At 57.4% G+C, this 22078-nt stretch carries 18 protein-coding genes and 1 riboswitch; of the genes, 14 read left to right on the top strand and 4 right to left on the bottom strand.

All coding sequences use genetic code 11. The features are described 5' to 3' along the window. Position 1 precedes the first annotated feature (1 nt). Complete coding sequence (locus AVI_RS09745; RefSeq protein WP_015916196.1) at positions 2 to 1309, bottom strand: replication-associated recombination protein A; 1308 nt, start codon at positions 1307 to 1309, stop codon at positions 2 to 4. Further along, the gene (locus AVI_RS09750) at positions 1306 to 2709 is read right to left on the bottom strand and encodes a DegQ family serine endoprotease (RefSeq protein ID WP_015916197.1); all 1404 of its coding nucleotides are present in this window, start codon (positions 2707 to 2709) and stop codon (positions 1306 to 1308) included. Before AVI_RS09750 ends, AVI_RS09745 begins: the two co-directional genes overlap by 4 nt. Before the next feature lie 256 nt (positions 2710 to 2965). On the opposite strand from AVI_RS09750, the gene AVI_RS09755 reads away from it, so the two are divergent. From AVI_RS09755 to AVI_RS09775, 5 genes are all read left to right on the top strand, one after another. Continuing rightward, the gene (locus AVI_RS09755) at positions 2966 to 3328 is read left to right on the top strand and encodes a lysozyme inhibitor LprI family protein (RefSeq protein WP_041696660.1); all 363 of its coding nucleotides are present in this window, start codon (positions 2966 to 2968) and stop codon (positions 3326 to 3328) included. A gap of 89 nt (positions 3329 to 3417) precedes the next feature. Further along, positions 3418 to 3927, top strand: a complete 510-nt coding sequence (locus AVI_RS09760) for a DUF1203 domain-containing protein (protein WP_015916199.1) — start codon at positions 3418 to 3420, stop codon at positions 3925 to 3927. A 51-nt stretch (positions 3928 to 3978) separates the two neighbouring features. Continuing rightward, positions 3979 to 5580 (top strand): asparaginase domain-containing protein, encoded by a 1602-nt coding sequence (locus tag AVI_RS09765; protein ID WP_015916200.1) that lies wholly within the window; start codon positions 3979 to 3981, stop codon positions 5578 to 5580. 149 nt (positions 5581 to 5729) lie between these two features. After that, positions 5730 to 6065 (top strand): PilZ domain-containing protein, encoded by a 336-nt coding sequence (locus AVI_RS09770; RefSeq protein WP_015916201.1) that lies wholly within the window; start codon positions 5730 to 5732, stop codon positions 6063 to 6065. A 163-nt stretch (positions 6066 to 6228) separates the two neighbouring features. After that, entirely contained in the window at positions 6229 to 8232 is a 2004-nt protein-coding gene (locus tag AVI_RS09775; RefSeq protein ID WP_015916202.1) for a bifunctional 2',3'-cyclic-nucleotide 2'-phosphodiesterase/3'-nucleotidase, read from the top strand. Positions 8233 to 8308: 76 nt separating this feature from the next. Here AVI_RS09775 and AVI_RS09780 read toward each other — a convergent pair whose 3' ends face one another. Beyond that, complete coding sequence (locus tag AVI_RS09780; protein ID WP_015916203.1) at positions 8309 to 8635, bottom strand: HlyU family transcriptional regulator; 327 nt, start codon at positions 8633 to 8635, stop codon at positions 8309 to 8311. Positions 8636 to 8774: 139 nt separating this feature from the next. Beyond that, a complete protein-coding gene (locus AVI_RS09785; RefSeq protein ID WP_015916204.1) occupies positions 8775 to 9812 on the bottom strand; it encodes a glycosyltransferase family A protein in 1038 nt (345 codons plus the stop codon). A 690-nt stretch (positions 9813 to 10502) separates the two neighbouring features. Between AVI_RS09785 and ilvA the strand changes: the two genes are divergently transcribed. From ilvA to AVI_RS09835, 9 genes are all read left to right on the top strand, one after another. Continuing rightward, the gene (gene ilvA / locus AVI_RS09790) at positions 10503 to 11753 is read left to right on the top strand and encodes a threonine ammonia-lyase (RefSeq protein ID WP_015916205.1); all 1251 of its coding nucleotides are present in this window, start codon (positions 10503 to 10505) and stop codon (positions 11751 to 11753) included. A 185-nt stretch (positions 11754 to 11938) separates the two neighbouring features. Beyond that, a riboswitch (guanidine-I (ykkC/yxkD leader) is annotated at positions 11939 to 12047 on the top strand. 70 nt (positions 12048 to 12117) lie between these two features. Then, positions 12118 to 13191, top strand: a complete 1074-nt coding sequence (locus AVI_RS09800; RefSeq protein ID WP_015916206.1) for a putative urea ABC transporter substrate-binding protein — start codon at positions 12118 to 12120, stop codon at positions 13189 to 13191. A gap of 73 nt (positions 13192 to 13264) precedes the next feature. Next, on the top strand, positions 13265 to 14083 hold the full coding sequence (locus AVI_RS09805) for an ABC transporter permease (protein WP_015916207.1): 819 nt from the start codon (positions 13265 to 13267) through the stop codon (positions 14081 to 14083). Further along, positions 14080 to 14895 (top strand): ABC transporter ATP-binding protein, encoded by an 816-nt coding sequence (locus AVI_RS09810; protein ID WP_041696665.1) that lies wholly within the window; start codon positions 14080 to 14082, stop codon positions 14893 to 14895. The genes AVI_RS09805 and AVI_RS09810 overlap by 4 nt, the downstream gene beginning before the upstream one ends. A 7-nt stretch (positions 14896 to 14902) precedes the next feature. Continuing rightward, on the top strand, positions 14903 to 15733 hold the full coding sequence (locus AVI_RS09815; protein ID WP_041698044.1) for an urea amidolyase associated protein UAAP1: 831 nt from the start codon (positions 14903 to 14905) through the stop codon (positions 15731 to 15733). Positions 15734 to 15744: 11 nt separating this feature from the next. Next, on the top strand, positions 15745 to 16395 hold the full coding sequence (locus tag AVI_RS09820; protein ID WP_015916210.1) for an urea amidolyase associated protein UAAP2: 651 nt from the start codon (positions 15745 to 15747) through the stop codon (positions 16393 to 16395). Between the two features lie 3 nt (positions 16396 to 16398). After that, positions 16399 to 20130: a 5-oxoprolinase/urea amidolyase family protein gene (locus tag AVI_RS09825; RefSeq protein ID WP_015916211.1), complete on the top strand. Its 3732-nt coding sequence runs from the start codon at positions 16399 to 16401 to the stop codon at positions 20128 to 20130. Between the two features lie 203 nt (positions 20131 to 20333). Continuing rightward, positions 20334 to 20975, top strand: coding sequence for an RBBP9/YdeN family alpha/beta hydrolase (locus AVI_RS09830; RefSeq protein ID WP_015916212.1), 642 nt, complete (start codon positions 20334 to 20336; stop codon positions 20973 to 20975). Between the two features lie 93 nt (positions 20976 to 21068). Beyond that, a complete protein-coding gene (locus AVI_RS09835) occupies positions 21069 to 22007 on the top strand; it encodes a DMT family transporter (protein WP_015916213.1) in 939 nt (312 codons plus the stop codon). The last annotated feature ends 71 nt before the right edge of the window (positions 22008 to 22078 follow it).

Raw genomic sequence — 22078 nt, forward strand, 5'->3', positions numbered from 1 at the left:
CTCAACTGCGCTCCCGCCTCAGCTTTGCCCACCAGTCCAGCCGCTTGCGGATATCCCGCTCGAAACCGCGTTCCGGCGGATCGTAAAAGGTCTGGCGGCCCATTTTTTCTGGAAAGTAGTCCTGCCCGGAAAAAGCATCCGGCTCGTCGTGGTCATAGCGATAGCCGTCCCCATAGCCCTCGCCCTTCATCAGCTTGGTTGGGGCGTTGAGAATGTGCTTTGGCGGCAGCAGCGAGCCATTTTCCTTGGCGGCGCGCATAGCGGACTTATAGGCGGTATAAACGGCGTTGGATTTCGGCGCGGTGGCGAGATAGACGCAGGCCTGCGCCAGCGCCAACTCCCCCTCTGGCGAGCCGAGATAATCATAGGCATCCTTGGCGGCGTTACAGATCACCAGCGCCTGCGGATCGGCAAGGCCAATATCCTCCACGGCCATACGCACCAGCCTGCGGCCGAGATAAAGCGGATCTTCCCCGGCATCGAACATCCGGCAGAGATAATAAAGCGCCGCATCCGGGTCCGAGCCGCGCACGGATTTATGCAGCGCCGAGATCAGATTGTAATGGCCGTCCTGCCCCTTGTCATAGACCGGGGCGCGCCGCTGCACGATCCGAGTCAGCCCCTCGGTATCGAAGACCTCTCCCTGGCGCGCTGCCCGCCAGACTTCTTCGGCCAGCGTCAGGGCCGCCCGGCCATCGCCATCCGCCATGCGGATCAGGCTGGTACGGGCAGGCTCATCCAGCGGCAAAGGTTTTTCCTCGGTCGCTTCGGCCCGTTTTAGCAGCGTCTCGATACTCTCTTCGTCATGCGGCTTGAAGGTCAGCACGCGGGCGCGGGACAAAAGCGCGGCATTCAGCTCGAAAGACGGATTTTCCGTGGTGGCGCCGACCAGAATGACCGTGCCATCCTCCATGACCGGCAGGAAACTATCCTGCTGCGCGCGGTTAAAGCGATGGATCTCATCGACAAACAGCAATGTCTGGCGACCAGACATGCGCCGGGCGCGGGCGCCCTCAAACACCCGCTTCAGATCCGCCACGCCGGAGAAAATTGCCGAAATCTGCTCGAAGGCCAGATCCGCCTCCCCCGACAGCAGCCGAGCAACAGTGGTCTTGCCAGTGCCGGGCGGCCCCCAAAATATCATCGATCCCAGAGAGCCGGATGCAATCATCCGGGCCAGAACACCGTCCTGCCCGGTCAGATGATCTTGCCCCGTCACATCAGAGAGCGCTTTCGGCCTGAGCCGATCCGCAAGCGGCCTTCGGGCCGCCATGTCCTCATCCAGCTTCGGGGCAAACAGATCGCTCATCGAAACATCTGCCGCAGCCGCTGGCCATTGCGATCGATCTCAATCCGCCAATAGGCGGGCGAGCCTGCCGCGATCTTCACCATATCCCGCGACGAAGTAACCTCGGTGCCATTGATGGAGACGATGATATCGCCGGGCTGGAAGCCAAGCCGCTGCGCAACCGAACCATCAGCGACAGCGGTAATCGCCACGCCACTTGTCTGCGTGTTCAGTTTCAGCTCATAGGCAAGACGTGGCGACAGATTGCCGACCGTTGCACCTTCAAACGGACTGTTGTCCTTGATCACCTGTTCGTCGCGCGGACGGGTCTCCGGTGCACCGGCCAGCGTCAAGGTAATGTCCTTGGGCTTGCCATTGTCAATCACGTTCAAAGTCACCGACTTACCAAGGCCTGTCGTCGTCAGGCGGTAGTTTAGGGCATCGGGATGCTCAACAATCACCCCATCCACCGCCGTAATCACCTGCCCGGCCTTGATACCAGCCTTGTCTGCCGGGCCGCCTTCCACCGTCTTCGTCACCAGCGCACCCAAAACCTGTTTCAGACCAAGTGCGTCAGCGACATCTGACGTGACCGGCTCGAATGTGGCGCCAACGTAAGGCCGCTCGAACGATGATGCACCCTTGTCAGCCGCCTCCAGGAACACTTTGACCAGATTGGCGGGAATGGCGAAACCAACGCCGTTCGAGCCGCCGCCCTTGGAAAAGATCGCGGTATTCAAGCCGATCAACTCGCCATTCATATTCATCAGCGCGCCACCGGAATTGCCGGGATTGATCGACGCATCGGTCTGGATGAAGAAGCCGAAATCGCCTTCCGATACCTGGTTGCGCGCCAGGCCGGAGACAATGCCACTGGTCACCGTCTGACCAACACCAAAGGGATTGCCGATTGCCAGCACGAGATCGCCGACCTCGATCTTATCCGAATCGGCGATTTTCAGCGTCGGCAAACTTTCCTTAGCGTCGATTTTCAAGACAGCCAGATCCAGCCGCTCATCCTTCAAAACAACTTTCACCGGATATTCCCGGCCATCGGACAGCGCCACCTTGATATCGTCTGCCCCTGCGATGACGTGAAAATTGGTCATCACCGTGCCGTTCGCCTCAACAATCACCCCGGAGCCCAGCGAGGTCTGGCGTTCCGTGCGGTTGGGAAACCGCTGGCCAAAAAATTGCTGGAAGAATGGATCGCCGGCAAAAGGATTGACGCGGCTCTGGACGATCCGCTCGGCATAGACATTGACGACAGCCCCATGGGTCTGCTTGACCAGAGGGGCAAAGGACATCTGCATATCCGCCCGGCTTTGGGGCAGGCTTTTCGCGTCCTGCGCCAGTACCGGCGAACCGGCCAGACATGCAAGGACGATGACAGCGGGAGACATCGATTTCAGGCCACGCATACGGGTTTCCTCTTCATTCTCCCAAAACTTGACGGCCAAGTCTTATGGGAGGTTTTCGCAAAGCAAAATAGGCTCTTGGGTGAAAATTGTGGCAAAGCATCGTCATTTCAAGCGGCGACGGTTCGGCGCAACGACAATAATGAAAACCGAGACGCCACGGCCCATCAAACCGGGGAACATTTGCTGGTGAGGTGCATTCTTGATAGCCTTACCTTGCGAAAAGCCTGCCGCTTCGAATGACCGGAAAGCCATGACCATGAAAACCGCATCTGCCACCACCTCGATTTTGTTTCTCAGCACCCTGGTGATTGCAGGCATGATGCCCCGCCACGGCGATGCCGCCAGTTTCGATTGTACCAAGACCGATCTGAAGGCAGACGAAAAAGCGATTTGCGACAATCGCGATCTGAACGATCTCGACGTGAAGATGGTCACGACTTTCGAGCTGATTTCCGGCCTGCTGCCCATGGGCAATCGCGGCGAATTGCAGGACCAGCAGACAGTCTGGCTGAAAACCCGCCAGTCCTGCAATGCCGACAACGACTGCATTACCAAGGCCTATGATGCTCGGTTGAAGGCATTGAAGAGCGTTTACGACAAGATTGAACGTCCGCTTTAAGTTTCTTTGCGCGTTGGCAAGAACCGGGTGGCTTCGCTCCACCGTCCAGGCAAGAGTTTGGCGCATTCACGTCAAACAGGAGCCGGACAATGCAGACCATCCGCTTTACCCCCATGCCCTCCACCCTTGCCGAAGCCTACCGGAGCGGTGCGCCGGATGCCTATGGATGCGTGCCGGAACGCCGCACCTCGCCTGGTGGCAGCTATCAATGCCGCCATTGCCTGGCGCCGATTGCCGAAGGTGCGCCTTATCTAACCCTGGCCTATCGGCCTTTCCCGGATCTACAGCCCTATGCCGAAACCGGACCGATCTTTCTTCACGCCGAGGAATGCGCGGCTTACGATGAAGGCGATACTTTGCCGCCAATCTTCGAAAGCCCCGATTATATCGTGCGTGGCTATGGCCGCGATGACAGGATCGTCTATGGCACCGGTGCCGTTACCGAGACATCTCGGATTGCGGCGCGCGCGCAAGAGCTTCTCCAGGACGAAAAAATCGCCTATGTGCATGTCCGGTCGGCTCGCAACAACTGCTTTCAATGCAGGATCGAGCGGACCCCGGTGGGCGAAGATCTGCCGGGGGGATTGGAAACCGCCTAGAGTTAGTCAGGGAAAACCTGACAGGCTCTAAGCACTGCAAGGAGACATGTCTTGAAAATTGGCGTCATCAATACCGGCGGCACGATCAGCTGCGTCGGCAATCCACTGGCTCCGATGACCAGCACGCAATTCAAGGCAGCCTGCCAGTCCCATCTCGACCCGATTCTCAAGCAGAAATTTGCCGATCTGGTGCTGGACTATGTGACCGACCTCGCCTTTCCCGAAAGCGAGAGCGGCATGTTGGACAGCACCAATCTGCAACCCTCCGACTGGTGCTTGATTGCTCGCCATATCCTGGAGCGCTACGACACGGTGGACGGCTGGATCGTATTGCATGGCACAGATACCATGGATTACAGCGGCACAGCCCTGGCCATGCTGCTCTCGCGCGTCAGTGCCGATGGCACTGTGCTAGCACAACTCAGCAAGCCGGTGATCCTCACCGGCTCACAAGTGCCGCTGTTTCATTCCCCCACGCCGGGGGTGATTTCCGGCATGACGTTCAATAGTGACGCCTTTCAAAATGTCTGTGGTGCGGTCGCAGCCGCCCAGACTGGCCTTGCCGGTGTCAGTGTATTTTTCGATAGCCAGTTGATGCGCGGCTCACGGGTGGTGAAAGCCGATGCCAGCCAGTTTCGTGGCTTTTCCAGCCCGAATTTCCCGGTTGTCGGCCAATATGGCATCACCCTCGGCCTCAATGCCGACCTTACCTCGCCGCCGCCTGTGTCCTCCGCCGTCAGTCTGGATGATGAAGCTGCACGGGCAGAAACCCTGACCCAGTTGCATGCCATCACGTCCAACATAAACAAGGCCCCGGTCATCACTCTCGGGGCCTTTCCCGCCTGGTACGATGCCGCCCAAGGAAAGGCGCTGCTGGCCGATATGATCCGCGCCTGCGTGGCCCAGGGCATTGGCGGATTGGTGCTGCAAGCCTATGGCGCAGGCAATTTTCCAAGCGGAAATGCCCGGCAGCCGGACCAGGGCGCTATCTACAAGGCCTTGGAGGAGGCCAACCGGGCTGGCGTGGTAATTGTTGATAATACCCAGGTTCTGCAAGGTGCTGTGGACTATAATACCTATGCCGCAGGGGCCTGGCTGCCCGCGATAGGCGCATTGAACCCCGTAGATATGACCGTCATGGCCTCCCTCGCCAAGCTGACCGTGCTTCTGGCGGCCCGCGATGCAAATGGCTGGTCACTGGACGATGTCAAATATCTGATGCAGATCCCGCTGGTTGGCGAGATGGCCGATATTGCCCGGCTGGACAGCCGCAGCAATGCCGTGCTTCTTCCCGGCCAATCACTCACCACATTCAATGGTAGCGCCAGCCTGGTGAACGACCCGATGCTCGGCCCGCAACTGCGAGACAGCTCCGGCAAGACGCTTTGGTCAATGCTGGGTGAAAATGAAAAAGCCGCCCTGCCCGGCCGGTTGCAGATCCGCGACGATGGAAATCTGGTTTTTTATAACCGCAACAATCAGCCCTTGTGGCAGAGCGAGACCGGTGAGGAAGGCGCCTCTTCACAATTGCGTCTTGGACAGCCAGACGAAAACACCGTGTGCTTGAGCGTTTATGATTACAACCACCGCCAATCGCTCTGGAGCAAGACTTTTTTGCTTCCATCCGACAGGTATCAAGACTCGAAGATGTGAACCACAGCGTCGCAGAAAAACAGCCGTTCGTCTGACGTGGCGGGCGGCTTTGAGCCGCTTGATGTAAGCGGGAATTTTAACGAGATTTTTTACAGTATTTACAATGATCGCCGTTAAAATCGAAAGGAACCTAGAAAAAAGACTTTCACATGCAAAACAACCTTAAAATGGACATTCGCACAGCCCCCCGAAGCCGCTGCCGCATGGATAGTGCCGTGCGCTATATGCGCCAGGTTGCCGATTGCCGGATCATCGATATTTCCCGCTCAGGCTTGGCACTTGAACTCTACACTGCCTTCCACGCAGCAGCTGGCAGCACCGTCCTCATCGAAAATGAGGAAATTGGTCTGCTGGAGGGAATGGTCCGCTGGAACCGGGGCGGACGGCTGGGCATTCAGTTTCGCCAGAACAGCAATTCCATTGCGAAGGTCGCCGCTTACTTTCGCAACTTCCACCAGGAAGTGCGCCCGGTCCTGAAACGATAGACCCGATCGCTCCCCCACAGCTTTGATCGCTCGCGCTAAATGTCACCGGTCAATTTCTGGCGCGCACGGTATTTCAGATTAGCATCATCAACCTGTCATGATATGAAGGCAACTGGTTTGCGATGCTCACGCATCGACGAAGACATTTGCCAGGAGCCTTCCCATGTCGCCACTCGCACACTTGCGCCCCACCGACCTGCACCCTATTACGCGCCGCTCGCTGTTGGGAGGTTTTGCCGCTGCCAGCGCCCTTGTCGTGCTTCATCCGTTTGCCGCCAGGGCAGCAGCCAATCAGGCGCATTTGCGATTGATGGAAACCACCGACATCCATGTCAACCTGATGCCCTACGACTATTATGCCGACAAGCCCAATGACACGATGGGCCTGACGCGCACAGCGACGTTGATCGACGAGATCCGGGCCGAAGCTGGCAACTCCATGTTGATCGACAATGGCGATTTGCTGCAAGGCAGCCCGATGGGCGATTACATGGCTTATAAAAAGGGCATCAAGGCCGGTGATCAGCACCCCGTCATGAAGGCCATGAACACGCTGGGCTATGATTGTGGCACGCTTGGCAATCATGAATTCAATTACGGCCTCGATTTCATGTTCAACACGCTGGCGGCGGCGAAATATCCTATTGTCTGCGCCAACCTGACCAAGGGCCAGCTCGCCTCCGATCCGAAAAACGACGCGCTATTCTTCAAGCCCTTCACCATCATCGAAAAGACCATCAAGGATGGCGCGGGCACCGAGAGCGTGATCAAGGTCGGCTTTATCGGGTTCGTTCCGCCGCAGATTATGCTCTGGGATGCCAAGAACCTCGAAGGCAAGGCCCAGACCCGTGACATCGTCGAGGCGGCGCGCGCCTGGGTGCCTGTCATGAAAGAGCAAGGTGCTGATATCGTTATCGCGCTCTCGCATTCCGGTATTGATGGCAGTGGCCAGACGGAGAGAATGGAAAATGCTTCGCTCTACCTGGCCACAGTTGACGGCATCGATGCGATTTTCACCGGCCATCAACATCTGGTCTTTCCCGGTCCAAAAACCTGGGATGGTGTCCAGGGTGCCGATCCGCTCAGGGGAACATTGATGGGCAAGCCCGCGGTCATGGCTGGCTTCTGGGGTTCACATATGGGCCTGATCGACTTCATGCTGGAAAAAGACGGCAATCGCTGGAAAATCGTCGATTTCACCGCTGAGGCGCGGCCGATCTATCACCGCGATGACGCCAAGAAAATCATTGCCGATGTCAGGGACAATCAGGACGTTGTGGCGGCCGTAAAGGACGAACATGAGGCAACTTTGGCCTATGTGCGCACCCCGGTCGGCAAGACCTCCGCACCGCTTTACTCCTATTTTGCGCTGGTGGCCGACGACCCCTCGGTGCAGATCGTTTCCAATGCCCAGACCTGGTATATCAAGGACATGCTAAAGGAGACGAAATACAAGGATTACCCGGTACTGTCAGCCGCAGCGCCGTTCAAAGCTGGCGGCCGCGGTGGCGCCGATTATTATACCGATGTTCCCGCAGGCGATATCGCCATCAAGAATGTCTCGGACCTCTACCTCTATCCAAATACCGTGCAGGCAGTGCTGATAACAGGCGCGCAAGTCAAGAACTGGCTGGAAATGTCGGCTGGCATGTTCAACCAGATCAAGCCCGGATCGAAGGATGCGGCCCTGCTCAATTTCGACTTCCCATCCTACAATTACGATGTGATCGACGGCGTCACCTATGAGATCGATCTGTCGCAGCCAGCGAAATATGACAAGGACGGCAAAGCGATCAATCCGGATGCAAACCGGATCAAAAACCTGAGCTTTAACGGCAAGCCTATTGATCTTGAGCAGCAATTTGTGGTCGTCACCAACAATTACCGCGCTGGCGGCGGCGGAAAATTCCCTGATATCGCCTCCGACAAGGTGATTTTCGTCGGCCCGGATACCAATCGCGATGTCATCGTCCGCTATATCGTCGCGCAGGGTACCATCAACCCCTCGGCTGACGGCAATTGGCGCTTTGCCGCGATCCCCGACACGACCGCCAGCTTCCAGACAGGCCCCAAGGGCCGGGCGTTTGCCACTGAGGTCAAGGGCGCGAAGATCGAGGATGCCGGTGACGGCGCGGACGGTTTTGCCAATTACCGGCTGATTCTGTAAAACCACGATCCAGCTGAAACGCAAAACGCCCGGACCAAATCCGGGCGTTTTGCGTGAAAAATGATCCCTAAAATCTTTAAGCGCTGCGATCCTTGGCACCATCGGCAAACAACGAAGGTCCGTTCTGGTCAATAATCTGGCGGGCCTTGCGGAAGGTGCAATCCAGCGCATCTTCCTTGGATGTAAACATGTCGGCGCGAATGAAGCTGCGGGTCAGCGTTTCGCCATTGACGTCCTTTTCGATCCGCCCGGCCAAACGCAACTGGCTACCTTCCTTGATCGGCTCGGCATAGATCCGGCAATCGCCATGCAATTGCGGCTCGACGGAAACGGACTGCTTCGTCTCATCTGATGCTGAAGAACCCGAAAACGCCGAAAAGATCTTCGAAAGAAAGGATGCCATTGCAACTGCCCTCTGCCTGCCAACAAATATCATGGCGCAGGGACACTCACGCATCCCGGCCAAGACCAATGTCGTTTGTCGGCAAGCATGATCATAAAATCAAGCGATTTTGCTCAGAACCGCCGATAAAACGCTGATATCAGGCGACTGCATCCTCAGCAGGCATGGATTTCACTGCGGTTTCATTGGTCATCACACGACGGTTGCGCAGGAAAAACTGGAAACTGGTTGGCGCCCGCATCAGATAACCGGGATAGGCAGCAACCAGCCGCATCAAAACCTTGAAATCCGGCAGGTAGCCTTTGGCCAGGCCACGCAACAAGGCATAGGTATAGGCGCCTTCATAAAGCTTCTGGCGGAACAGAACAGTCTCCGGATCGGCAAGCAAGATAACCGGCGTATCCTTGAGGTAATTATATTGAAGCGCCAGACAACCCTGAATCGCCACGGATTTCGGGCTATCCCAGGACACGTTGGACCAGTAGAGATTAACGCCTTCCAGGCAGCTGACATTGATCTTCGGATCGATCACCGTGTCGTTGAACAGGCAAAGCTCGATCCAGAAAACATGATCCTCGCCCGCACTGCGCAGCGCGCCATTGAAACGCAAACCGGCATTTTTCTTGAAGCGGTAAACGACGGTCGATGTCTGCGGGGGGCACTCGCGGATCATCACTTCCGCAAGCCGGCCCTTGCGGAAGGCATGGTAATTGTCACCGCAGATCAAGTCCTCATCGGAAGCAAGCGCGCGGCGCGTACCTGGAAGACTAATGAAATAGTCGGCATAATACTTGCCACGAACATGGTTGCAGAAGAAGAAATCGCCAAACACAAGCCCGTCCAGGGCACGCTGAATGTGATCGTCGTGCCAGACGTCGTCGGAATCGAGAAAGGCTACATAGTTGACGGGATCGGCTTCAAGATAATCCAGCGCCATATTGCGCGCTTCGCCTGGTCCACCATTGTCTTTTTCAAGCAGAACGATGCGCAGATTGGGACCGGCTTCGAAATCAGCAAGTTCCTCTTTGGCGGAAATTGGCGAGCTATCGTCAACGATAACAACGCTTATCTCAACGTCACTGTCTAACTTCTGCGATTTAATCGATTCCAGAGCCCGGGATAAAATTCCCTTCTCTTTCTGGAAAAAGGGAATCACGACAGCAACCGATACACTCATCATACACCTCACGTTGCTTCAACGACACCCTTTGCCACGCACGGATTTCAAGCCATACGCAGCCAAGATCTGTTCGGACACCATCACTGGTGCCGCAGCGTTCACGGAAAAATCATTAATACAAAATTAAGCCTACACAACATTAGTCGAGCCAGCAACATCTAGAAACGTCATTTATTGGGTCTATTTTTTTAAGAATCATGGGAACGAAATCAGCATTACCATTATGTTACACATGTATTTTAAGGGGTTTCCCAAATTGGGACAGCACTGTTAAAGCAGTAAAATCAGGAAAAACTATTCGAAATCAACATTTTGGAAAATTGATATGTATCACCCCCCTTATTGTTGGGGATTTTTTACAAACCATAAGTGGATCTATTCTAGTCAATGCAACCGAATATGATTGCATGCTTGACTGCAAAAAACGGAACTTATGGTAAATTTCTTGATAGCGTCAGTTTATGATCCATATCGAGACATGGACTGAGGCTTTTACAGAGGTGCTTAGAACCCTGCTCTTCCTGCTTTCGCTCCAGTAGAGCGCGTCAGCAACGTCGATCGCCTATACCCTGCCAAGGTAAAATCGTATTTTTCACTATCTGCTGCAGGATTGCTTAAAGCAGTTCCAACTTCGGGATCGATGGGTTAGCAGATAGACCTGATATTGCCGATGCTGGAAACCAGACCATGACAAAAACTGCCGTCCAAGATGCCGTTCATGCGCTTCGCGACCTTTTCCCCGCGACACCACTGCAATTGAGCGAGCACTTGAGCACGTTGTTCAATGCCAACATTTATCTGAAGCGTGAAGACCTGACGCCGGTGCGCTCCTATAAGGTGCGTGGCGCCTATAACTTCTTCCGCAAGGTTATCGCCCTGGGGCAGATCGACAAGATCTTCGTCTGCGCCTCAGCAGGCAATCATGCGCAAGGTTTCGCCTTTGCCTGCCGTCATTTCGGCGTGCATGGCGTGGTGTTCATGCCGGTGACCACGCCGCAACAGAAAATCGACAAGACCCGCAAGTTCGGTGCCGAATTCATTACCATAAGGCTGGTCGGCGATATTTTCGACCAATGCTACAAGGCGGCCCGCGACTATGTTGAGGAAGCTGACGGCTTGATGGTGCCGCCTTTCGACCATGCTGACATTATCGAAGGCCAAGCAACCGTTGCTGCCGAAATTCTGGAGCAACTATCGGAAGAGGTCACCCCCGATCTGGTGATCATGCCCGTCGGCGGCGGCGGCTTGAGTGCGGGCATGACGGGCTATCTAGCCGAAGACCTGCCTCTATCCGCTTTTCTCTTTGCCGAGCCGGTCGGCGCGCCAAGCCTGAAACGCTCGTTGGAAGCGGGTGAAGTCATCACCCTGCCCAAGGTGGATAATTTTGTCGACGGTGCTGCCGTGGCGCGGATCGGCGATGCCAATTTTGCGGCCCTGAAACACTTCCCGCCCGCTCAGGTCATGCTGGTGCCGGAAAATGCGATTTGCGGGACGATCATCGACATGCTGAATGTCGAGGGCGTGGTGCTGGAACCGGCCGGCGCCTTGGCGATTGCCACACTCGGTCTGCTGGAGCGCTCATCCATCGAGGGCAAGACCGTGGTTCTCGTCGTCTCCGGCGGCAATTTCGATTTCGAGCGCCTGCCAGATGTAAAAGAGCGCGCCATGCGCTATGCCGGTTTGAAGAAATATTTCATCCTGCGCCTGCCACAGCGGCCCGGCGCGTTGCGCGATTTTCTCAACCTGCTCGGCCCCGAAGACGATATCGCCCGCTTCGAATATCTGAAGAAATCCGCCCGCAATTTCGGCTCGATCCTGATCGGCATTGAAACGACGGATGCCTCGAATTTTTCTGGTCTGTTACAGCGGTTCGAGGAAAATGGTCTCGGCTATGAAGACATCACCGAAAACGACATCCTGGCCAATCTGATCATCTGACGATGTTTAAAATTGCACCTTTGCCTGCTTAAAATTTAACGTCCTGCCGCATTTGCGGGACGACAATTGCAGATTACAGAACAGTAGATTTGGAGAAATGGCCGGAAAACAAAGGATAAACAGCCAAAACTCCAAAAAAAGCTCGATCATTGCCAAGCTGGCACAAGATTTGCTAGTATACAGCCAGAGTTGGCAGCTAGGGTTCCGGCGCGAGAAGCGTGACTGGTCCGAGAGCAGCCACCGGCGGGGGAGACATCCCTGTCGGGTGCACGGCGGGATAAAAGCCCGGGAGACCTCGTTAGCCAAGGGATTGGCGGCGTTGGTCTATGCCGATCCCTTTTGAAAAAAGCAAAAGGGGAAATTCATGCGCCTGTTCTCAAAACTTATTTCTGTTTCTACACTGTCCGTAGCCATGTCGCTGGGCGGACTTATACCAGCCGATGCCGCGCCCAAGAAGGAGTTCAAGGTCGCCTGGTCGATCTATGTCGGCTGGATGCCCTGGGGCTATGCCAGCGACCATGGCATCGTCAAGAAATGGGCCGATAAATACGGCATCAAGATCGATGTCACCCAGTTCAACGATTACGTGGAATCGATGAACCAATATACCGCCGGTGCCTTCGACGCGGTCACGCTGACCAATATGGACGGTCTCTCGATTCCCGCCGCCGGTGGCGTCGATACCACGGCGGTGATCGTCGGCGACTTTTCCAATGGCAATGACGCGGTTATCCTCAAGGGTAAGGACAAGCTTGCCGATATCAAAGGCCAGAACGTCAATCTGGTCGAATTTTCCGTCTCGCATTATCTCTTGGTGCGGGCGCTGGAGAGCCTTAAACTTACGGAAAAAGACGTAAAAGTAGTCAACACGTCAGATGCCGACATGGTCGCCGCCTATAAGACCGATGACGTGACCTCGGTCGTCACCTGGAACCCGCTGGTCTCCACCATCCTCGAAGACCCGACCGCCAAAAAAGTGTTCGACAGCGCGCAAATCCCCGGCGAAATCATGGATCTGATGGTCGCCAATACCGAAGTCCTCAAGGACAACCCGGATTTCGGTAAAGCACTGGCGGGGATCTGGTATGACACGGTCAAGCTGATGATGGCCGACACAGCAGAGGGCAAGGCCGCCCGCGAGGAGATGGGCAAGGCCTCCGGCACCGACCTCAAGGGCTTTGGCAGCCAGTTGGCCGCCACCAAGCTGTTCGACAAGGCAGCGGATGCCAGCACCTTCACCACCTCGCCCGGCCTGCCGAAGACCATGGATCTGGTGCGCAATTTCCTGTTTGAAAAAGGCCTACTGGGTAATGGCGCGCCGTCTGCCGACGTGATCGGCATTGAAATGCCTGACGGTAAGGTGCTGGGCGACAAGGGTAATGTGAAGTTCCGCTTCACAACCACCTATATGGATGCCGCCGCCAAAGGCGCACTCTGAAACTTATCCGGGACGCATATCCGGGGGCGGGTGATCGCCCGCCCCACCTTCCCCAAGAATTCGGAGCGACAGGATGCGCTGGATCAATCAAAAACCGAGCAATGGTGCGAAACTAGGCCTCGCCACCCTGCCCTTTGTGCTGGTGCTGCTCGCCTACGCCGCAGGTTCGGCGGCACGGCTGGCGGAAAACGCCAATGACAAGCTGCTGCCGGGCTTTGTCGCCTTTGCCGATGCCATCAACCGTTTAGCCTTTACCGCCGATGCCCGCACTGGCGACTATATTCTCTGGACCGATACGCTGGCCAGCCTGACGCGGCTTTTCTCCGGGCTTGGCATTTCGCTGCTGATCGCGCTGACCATCGGCATGGCGATTGGGATGCTGCCCTATCTGCGTGCGCTGCTGTCACCCTTCGTCGCCGCGATTTCCATGGTGCCGCCACTGGCGCTGCTGCCTATTCTGTTCATCGCCATGGGGCTCGGCGAAGTGTCGAAAATCACCCTGATCGTCATCGGCGTTGCGCCGATCATGATCCGCGATCTGGCGCTCACCGCCCTGGCCCTGCCGCGCGAACAGATCATCAAGGCCGAGACTCTAGGCGGCTCCTCCTGGCAGGTCGCCATCAGGGTGGTCCTGCCACAGATCCTACCGCGCCTAATCACCTGTCTCAGATTGCAGCTTGGCCCGGCCTTTCTGTTTCTGATCGCCGCGGAAGCGATTTCCTCCGATAGCGGTCTCGGCTACCGGATCTTCCTGGTGCGCCGCTATCTCTCCATGGACGTGATTTTTCCTTACGTGTTGTGGATCACGCTGATTGCCGTTGTCGCCGATGTCCTGCTCGACCGGTTGCGCATCGCTTTGTTTCCCTGGTCCAACCTGGAGAAGGGCGCATGAGCGGGCTGAAGATCGACAATATCTGGAAGGAATATGGCGACCAGATCGTGCTGGAAAGCGTCTCGCTAACGGTCGCATCTCGCGCGTTCGTGGCGCTGGTCGGTCCGTCCGGCTGCGGCAAGAGCACGTTTCTGCGGATGCTGCTGGGGCAGGAACAGCCGACACGCGGCATTATCCTGCTGGATGGCAAGCCGCTGCCGAAGGAGCCGGGGCCGGATCGCGGCGTCGTCTTTCAGCGCTATTCGGTATTTCCTCACCTCACCGTGCTGGGCAATGTGCTGCTGGGTAAGGAATTGCCCGTCTCGCTATTGGCTGGCCGCCTGTTCGGCTCTGCCCGCCGCAATGCCGTGGATGAGGCCCGCGCGATGATTGCCGCCGTTGGCCTTTCCGGATCAGAGGCCAAATATCCGGCCCAGCTTTCGGGCGGTATGCAGCAACGGCTGGCGCTCGCGCAAGCGCTGATCATGAAGCCGAAAGTGCTGCTGCTGGACGAGCCGTTCGGGGCGCTCGATCCGGGTATAAGGGCCGAGATCCACACGCTGATGAAAAAGCTCTGGCATGAAAATCCGATGACCGTCGTCATGGTTACGCATGACATGCGGGAGGCCTTTACGCTGGCCAGCCGCGTTGTCGCTTTTGAGCGTCCCCGTGACCGGCCCGAGGAAAAACAGCGCTACGGCGCCACCATCACCAAGGACATTTCCATCTGGCCACCCCGCCAGGCGGGTACCCCTTCCATCTTTCGCCCTGACCGGGACGGCCCGGTCGCATCCATCGGGCTTCACCGGGACGACCCGGCACATCGTCGATAGGAGACCCATCATGCATATCCGACGCTCTGCCGAAGAGATTGCCGCCAACCGGGCGCGCTATGAGGAACACCAGAAAAACGGACTGGACTTTTCCCCGAAGGCCTTGCCGGGCAAAAGCCCGCTGCCCGCACCGGACATCGAGGCGACAGACCTTATCCATAGCGAGACCATCCCCGGAGGCTGGTATTGGTCCACGCGGGTGAAAACCCATGAAACGCTGCGGATCGCCCTGCCCCACGGGTTTTCAACCGTCACCTTGGTCGCCTGGAACGCTGATGATCCGTCCGAAAGGCTGAACCTGCCCGATACCGTCAAGATGCAATGGACCACCGGGCTTGGCAAAGGCCGGGTGATGTTTTCCGACATGGGCAAGGTGATGTTTTCGATCACTGAGGACACATGCGGCGCGCATGATTGCCTGATGGGTGGCTCTACCGCCGCCAGCAACGCCCGCAAATATGCCAGCGCCAACAGCCAGGGCTTGCGCAATACCCGCGATAATTTCCTGATCATGGCGAGCAAGCTCGGCCTCGACAAGCGCGACATTCCAGCAGCGCTCGCACTCTTTGCCCCAGTGCGGGTCGATGCAGACGGACGCTTCCATTGGAGGCCGGAGCTGCTCAATGGCGGAGACTATATCGAGCTTCGCGCCGAGATGGAGATGATTGTCGGCTTTTCCAATTGCCCGCATCCGCTCGACCCCAATCCGCTTTACCAGCCCCATCCCGTTGTCATTAGCCGGATAAAGGCCAAGCCGCCACAAGCCGACGATCTTTGCCGCACGGCGACAGCGGAAGCTGTACGTGGATTTGAAAACAATGCGTTTGCAGCGCTGTAAGGGAGGAAGCCATGTCTGAATTCAACACCACGTCCCCCCTTCGCACGCCTGATACCGCTGTGCAGGATCACGTCATTGCGGCGGAAGCGCCATTTTCCACGGTGGTCAAAAAAGGCCAGATTCTGCGGATCGAAGACAGCTATGGCCAGCAGGCCATCGACACGCTGTTTTACAACGCCAAGGATTTTTCCGAGCGCTATTCTAATCAGGATACGATGCGTGAACAGGGTGCCGCCTATATTTCCACCGGCACGAAAATCATCTCCAATGAAGGCCGGATCATGCTGACCATGACCGCAGACAGCTGCGGGCGGCATGATACCTCTGCCGGGGCCTGCTCCTGCGAGAGCAATACGGTGCGCTTTGGCCATGGCACCAAATATCTGCATGCCTGCCGCGATAATTTCGTGCTGGAAGTGGCCAAACACGGCATGAGCAAGCGCGACGTGGTGGCCAATATCAACTTCTTCATGAATGTGCCGATTGAGCCGAGCGGCCAGATGACCATTGTCGATGGCATTTCCGCCCCCGGCGATTATGTCGAGCTACAAGCCGAAATGGATGTGCTGCTGGTGATTTCCAATTGCCCGCAGATCAACAATCCCTGCAACGGTTTTGATCCGACGCCTGCACGGGTTCTGGTCTGGGATAGCGAGGCCTGATCGATGTTCAAAAAGGTTCTGATTGCCAACCGGGGCGAAATCGCCGTCCGGATCATCAAGACATTGCGGCGTCTGGGCATTGCCTCTGTCGCCGTCTATTCCGATGCCGACCGGTTTGCACTGCATGTACGGCAGGCCGATGAAGCCATCCGGCTAGGCCCGGCCCACGCCAGCGAAAGCTATCTGAATGTCGAGGCGGTGATTGCCGCCTGCAAGGAAACGGGGGCTGAAGCCGTCCATCCCGGCTATGGCTTTCTCTCCGAAAATATCGGCTTTGCCGAGCGGCTACAGGCCGAAGGCATCGCCTTTATCGGCCCGACGCCGGAGAATATTGCCAGCTTCGGCCTCAAACACACGGCAAGGCAACTGGCGGCAGACAGCGGCGTGCCATTGCTGCCGGGTAGCGGCTTGCTGGACAGCGCCGAAGACGCCCTCTCGCAAGCCGAGTTGATCGGCTATCCGGTGATGCTGAAATCCACGGCGGGCGGCGGCGGCATCGGCATGCAGCTCTGCCATGACGCCACAAGCCTGCAAGCGGCCTTCGACACCGTACAGCGCACTGCCAAGGCCAGTTTCGGCGATGCGAGGGTCTATCTGGAGCGCTTCGTTTCCAAGGCAAGGCATGTCGAAGTACAGATCTTTGGCGATGGACAGGGCCGGGTCATTGCACTTGGCGAACGGGATTGCTCTCTCCAGCGCCGCAACCAGAAAGTCATTGAGGAAACCCCGGCCCCCGGCCTGTCGGACGCGGTGCGCCAGCGCCTGCATGCGGCAGCCGTCTCGCTTGGCCGCTCGGTCCATTACCGCTCGGCAGGCACGGTGGAATTCATCTACGACCCCGCCCGCAAAGAGTTTTACTTCCTGGAGGTCAATACACGGCTTCAGGTCGAGCATCCCGTCACCGAGGCGGTGTTCGGTATCGATCTGGTGGAATGGATGATCCGCCAGGCTGCCGATGAGGATGTGCTGACCGGCAATGAACATCTGGTGCCGAAGGGGGCGGCCATCGAGGCCCGGATTTATGCCGAAATGCCCCATGCCGATTTTCGCCCCAGCGCAGGCCTGCTGACGGACGTGGTGTTTCCGAAAACGGCCCGCGTCGATGGCTGGATCGAAACCGGCACGGAGGTGACACCCTATTACGACCCGATGCTGGCCAAGCTGATTGTCACAGCCAAAGACCGTGAGACGGCGATTACCGCTTTGCAATCGGCCCTGTCAGAGACGTCCATTTCCGGCATCGAGACCAATCTCGATTATCTCGCTGCCATTGCCGCCTCTGATCTGTTTTTAAGCGGTCATGTGGCAACCACGGCGCTGAAGGATTTTTCCTTCGTGCCTGATGTGGTCGAGGTCATCGCCCCCGGTGCGCAATCCAGCCTTCAGGAATTGCCGGGGCGGCTGGGGCTTTGGCATGTTGGTGTGCCGCCGAGCGGACCGATGGACGCCCGCTCCTTTCGCCACGCCAACCGGCTGGTCGGCAATGGCGACGAGGTGGCGGCGCTGGAACTGACCGTCTCCGGGCCGGTGATGAAATTCTTCTCCGATGTTACCGTTGCACTGGCCGGTGCCGAAATGGCGATGACATTGGATGGCACGCCGGTCGCGCATAATACGGCCTTCACGGTCAAACCCGGACAAGTTCTCGCCATCGGCAGGATTTCCGGTCCCGGCCAGCGCGCCTATCTAGCGGTGTCGGGCGGCTTCGCGGCACCTGTCGTGCTTGGATCGCGCGCCACCTTTGGCCTAGGCCAATTCGGCGGCAATGCCACGGGGACCCTTAAGGCAGGCCATGTGCTACGGCTGGCTCGCAGCCCACAACCCGTCACCACGCCCGCCGATGAGCCACCGGAGCTGACGAGGGCATGGTCGGTCGGCGTGGTCTACGGTCCGCATGGTGCGCCGGATTTCTTTCTGGACAGCGATATCGAAACGCTGTTTTCGACTGATTATGAGGTGCATTTCAACAGCGCCCGCACCGGGGTCCGGCTGATCGGTCCTGCGCCGACATGGGCGCGGCAGGATGGCGGCGAAGCCGGGCTTCATCCTTCCAACCTGCATGACAATCCTTATGCGATTGGGGCCATAGATTTTACTGGGGATATGCCGATCATTCTTGGTCCTGACGGTCCAAGTCTGGGCGGTTTCGTCTGCCCAGCGGTGATTGCCGGTGACGAACAGTGGAAGATGGGCCAGTTCAAGCCCGGCGATACCATTCGTTTTCATCCTGTGGGGCGCGATGGGGATAGTGCCGCTGCTTTAGGAAGTGTCGAGCATGGGATACCCCCCTCTGCCTTGCCAGGCATCTCCCCCTCAAGGGGGGAGATCGGGGATGGTACCGCCGAAATATCTCGATCCGTATCGTCAAAGAAGATGTTTTCAGTCTTGCCAATCTCCCCCCTTGAGGGGGAGATGTCCGGTAGGACAGAGGGGGGTAAACCACCAATTCCAACGGCAGCTGAAACCCGCCTTCCACCAGAAGCCGGCTCCCCCATCCTCAGCCACAATTCAAACGGCCCCGTCTCCGTCACCTATCGCCGTCAGGGCGATGACAATCTGCTGGTGGAATATGGCGAGATGCAGCTCGACATCGCCATTCGCATGAGGGTTCACCTGCTGATGCAAGCGGTCAAGGCGGCCAAGCTGCCGAGCCTGATCGACCTCACCCCCGGCATTCGGTCGCTGCAAATCCATTATGATGGCACCAGCCTGTCGCGCACCCGGCTGCTGGGCCTGCTCAGCGAAATCGAGGCCAGCCTGCCCCCGGCGGGAGATGTGACGGTGCCAAGCCGCACGGTCTATCTGCCGCTCTCCTGGAACGACCCGGAGGCGGAACTGGCGATGCGCAAATACCAGGAGCTGGTGCGGCCCAACGCCCCCTGGTGCCCGTCCAATATCGAGTTCATCCGCCGCATCAACGGCCTTGCCGACGAGCAGGCCGTGAAGGACACCATTTTCAACGCCCGCTATCTGGTGATGGGGCTTGGCGATGTCTATCTCGGCGCGCCGGTTGCCACACCGCTCGATCCACGCAACCGGCTGGTGACCACCAAATACAATCCGGCCCGCACCTGGACGCCGGAAAATGCCGTTGGCATTGGTGGCGCCTATATGTGCATTTACGGTATGGAAGGTCCGGGTGGCTACCAGCTGTTTGGCCGTACCATCCAGATGTGGAACACCTGGCGGCAAACGCCGGTTTTTACCCGCGACAAGCCCTGGCTGCTGGATTTCTTCGACCAGATCCGCTTCTTCCCCGTCAGCCACGATGAGCTGATGGAGGCCCGCGCTGCCTTTCCACATGGCGGCTATCCAATCCGCATTGAGGATGGCGCGTTTTCCTATGCAAACTACGCGGCGGAGCTGGCTGAAAATGCCGAAAGCATCGGCACGTTCAAGCGTCAGCAGCAAGCCGCCTTCGAGGCGGAACGCCAGCGCTGGAAGGACCAAGGCCTCGACAGCTTCACCGCCGATGAAGACGCGAGCCCCGGTCCGGGCGGCGATATTCCAGACAATTGCTTCGGCGTCGAAAGCGCCGTCCCCGGCAATCTCTGGAAACTGCTGGTGGAGGAAGGCCAGTCCGTTGCCGCCGGAGAGACAATTGCCATCATCGAATCGATGAAGATGGAGATCACGGTGACGGCTCATGCGCCGGGCATCTTGCGGGAGTTGCGCGCCATCCCAGGAAAGACGGTCAAAGCGGGCGACGTGATCGCCGTGCTGCAAAACCTCTAAAATAGCCCGCCTCAGCGACACAATGACCGGATATATGGAATGAAATTTCATTTATCCGGTCAAATTTTCTACTAAAAAACCAGAGAATAGATGGAGCTTTCTCGTCCTCGGCCCGATTCGGACCGATAATCACCGATATCGGAGCATGATCGACGCGGGATCGGCATGTTCGGATGCTCTGACAGTTGCGGAAAGGATCAGCCATGCCAAGCAAGACCTGTAGCATCGATACACTTGTCGTTCCGGGACTGAACGGTTCAGCCGCCGGGCATTGGCAACGGCATTGGGTTGAAGGCCAGCCCTCCAGCATCATGGTCGAGCAGGACGATTGGGCTCATCCCGAGCTTGGCGCCTGGAAAGCCCGGCTGGAACAGCAGCTTTCCTCGTGTAGGTCAGGCGCTTGGATCGTCGCCCATAGCATGGGCTGCCTTCTGACCGCCCAAATGGCCGATAGTCCGCTTCGCCATCTGATCCGTGGCGCGCTGCTTGTCGCACCCTGCGACCTGAAAACCACCGAGAACCAACATCCCGATGTTATCCGTTTCGGTGACATGCCCTGTCAGCGCCTGCCCTTTCCCTCATTGATGATCGGCAGCAGCAACGATCCCTATATGGATACAGAAACGTTACAGCGCACCGCGTCCTGCTGGGGCAGCCGGCTGGTCAATCTTGGCCCCGTGGGCCATATCAATCCGCAAAGCGGGTTTGGACGGTGGAGCGAAGGGTATGCTCTGCTCTCGCAGCTGCAAACCACCGTTGAGGGCCGCCGCGCCATCCAGCCAACACTTCCTGCGAGAACGGCACCAACAGCCGCAGCTGAGCCACACGTGCATTCACACGCCTGAACATACGTACAATTTTTTTCAACCTACCTTTGCAAGCAGAGCCTTGATTAAGGCCTCGCCTCATGATCATCATCGGAAAACCTGGATATTCCGATGACATCCCTCTCCCCCAATCTTTCCAATCCGTTGCGCGGCATGGCGCTGATGGCGGGCTGCATGCTTGTGCTGCCGGGCATGGACGCGATTGCCAAATACATGGCCAATATCGAAGGCATGTCGCCGGGGCAGATCACCTTTTATCGCTTCTTCTTCCAGCTTGCCTGCACCCTGCCCTTTCTGGTCGCCTTGCAGGGCAGAAATGCCTTTACCGCCAAGCGGCCGTTTCTCAACCTGCTGCGGGGCGCGTTGCATGGCGCGGCAAGCCTGTGTTTTTTCGCCGCCGTCAAATATATGCCGCTCGCCGATGTGTTCGCGATCTATTTTGTCGAGCCCTTCATCCTGACAGCGCTGTCGGCGCTGTTTCTGGGTGACAAGGTCGGATGGCGGCGCTGGCTTGCCATCCTGATTGGCTTTGGCGGCGCGATGATCGTCATCCAGCCAAGCTGGGAGGTTTTCGGCGCAACCTCGCTGCTGCCGGTGCTCTGCGCCTTCCTGTTTGCGCTTTATATGTTTCTCAACCGCGCCATCGGTAATGCCGACTCGCCGATGACCATGCAGACCATGTCAGGCGTCGGTGGTACAATTTTCATGGGCGGCGCGCTCCTGATTGGTCAATCCGCAGGCAGTGCCGATTTCACCGCCTCGCTTCCCACCAGCGTGACCGGTCTGCTGCTGCTGGTTCTGCTCGGTGTTCTCTCAGGCCATATACACCTTCTTGTGGTGAAGGCCTTTCGCATGGCACCGCTTTCGGTGCTCGCACCGTTCCAGTATTTCGAGATCATTGCGGCGACTATTCTCGGCTATGTGCTGTTTGATGATTTCCCGTCGCCGTCGAAATGGCTGGGCATCGGCATCATCGTCGCCTCCGGCCTATTCATTCTATGGCGCGAACACCGCAGCGCCTCTGCCGAAAAAGCTCTGGCTGCCACCTAAATACACCCAAAAAAGAGCAAATCCATATTTGGTCTTTTACTATTCGAATCCCATGCATTTTCAGGGCTTAC

The sequence above is a fragment of the Allorhizobium ampelinum S4 genome (assembly GCF_000016285.1).
In the GTDB taxonomy this organism is placed as follows: Bacteria; Pseudomonadota; Alphaproteobacteria; order Rhizobiales; family Rhizobiaceae; genus Allorhizobium; species Allorhizobium ampelinum.

Bases quoted from the DNA above. Each gene is read 5' to 3' on its own strand.
- AVI_RS09805 (WP_015916207.1), top strand. From the start codon at position 13,265: ATGCGCTGGATCAATCAAAAACCGAGCAATGGTGCGAAACTAGGCCTC.
- AVI_RS09835 (WP_015916213.1), top strand. From the start codon at position 21,069: ATGACATCCCTCTCCCCCAATCTTTCCAATCCGTTGCGCGGCATGGCG.
- AVI_RS09750 (WP_015916197.1), bottom strand. From the start codon at position 2,709: ATGCGTGGCCTGAAATCGATGTCTCCCGCTGTCATCGTCCTTGCATGT.
- AVI_RS09820 (WP_015916210.1), top strand. From the start codon at position 15,745: ATGTCTGAATTCAACACCACGTCCCCCCTTCGCACGCCTGATACCGCT.
- AVI_RS09810 (WP_041696665.1), top strand. From the start codon at position 14,080: ATGAGCGGGCTGAAGATCGACAATATCTGGAAGGAATATGGCGACCAG.
- AVI_RS09780 (WP_015916203.1), bottom strand. From the start codon at position 8,635: ATGGCATCCTTTCTTTCGAAGATCTTTTCGGCGTTTTCGGGTTCTTCA.
- AVI_RS09755 (WP_041696660.1), top strand. From the start codon at position 2,966: ATGAAAACCGCATCTGCCACCACCTCGATTTTGTTTCTCAGCACCCTG.
- AVI_RS09785 (WP_015916204.1), bottom strand. From the start codon at position 9,812: ATGAGTGTATCGGTTGCTGTCGTGATTCCCTTTTTCCAGAAAGAGAAG.
- ilvA (WP_015916205.1), top strand. From the start codon at position 10,503: ATGACAAAAACTGCCGTCCAAGATGCCGTTCATGCGCTTCGCGACCTT.
- AVI_RS09760 (WP_015916199.1), top strand. From the start codon at position 3,418: ATGCAGACCATCCGCTTTACCCCCATGCCCTCCACCCTTGCCGAAGCC.
- AVI_RS09775 (WP_015916202.1), top strand. From the start codon at position 6,229: ATGTCGCCACTCGCACACTTGCGCCCCACCGACCTGCACCCTATTACG.
- AVI_RS09825 (WP_015916211.1), top strand. From the start codon at position 16,399: ATGTTCAAAAAGGTTCTGATTGCCAACCGGGGCGAAATCGCCGTCCGG.
- AVI_RS09770 (WP_015916201.1), top strand. From the start codon at position 5,730: ATGCAAAACAACCTTAAAATGGACATTCGCACAGCCCCCCGAAGCCGC.
- AVI_RS09830 (WP_015916212.1), top strand. From the start codon at position 20,334: ATGCCAAGCAAGACCTGTAGCATCGATACACTTGTCGTTCCGGGACTG.
- AVI_RS09745 (WP_015916196.1), bottom strand. From the start codon at position 1,309: ATGAGCGATCTGTTTGCCCCGAAGCTGGATGAGGACATGGCGGCCCGA.
- AVI_RS09800 (WP_015916206.1), top strand. From the start codon at position 12,118: ATGCGCCTGTTCTCAAAACTTATTTCTGTTTCTACACTGTCCGTAGCC.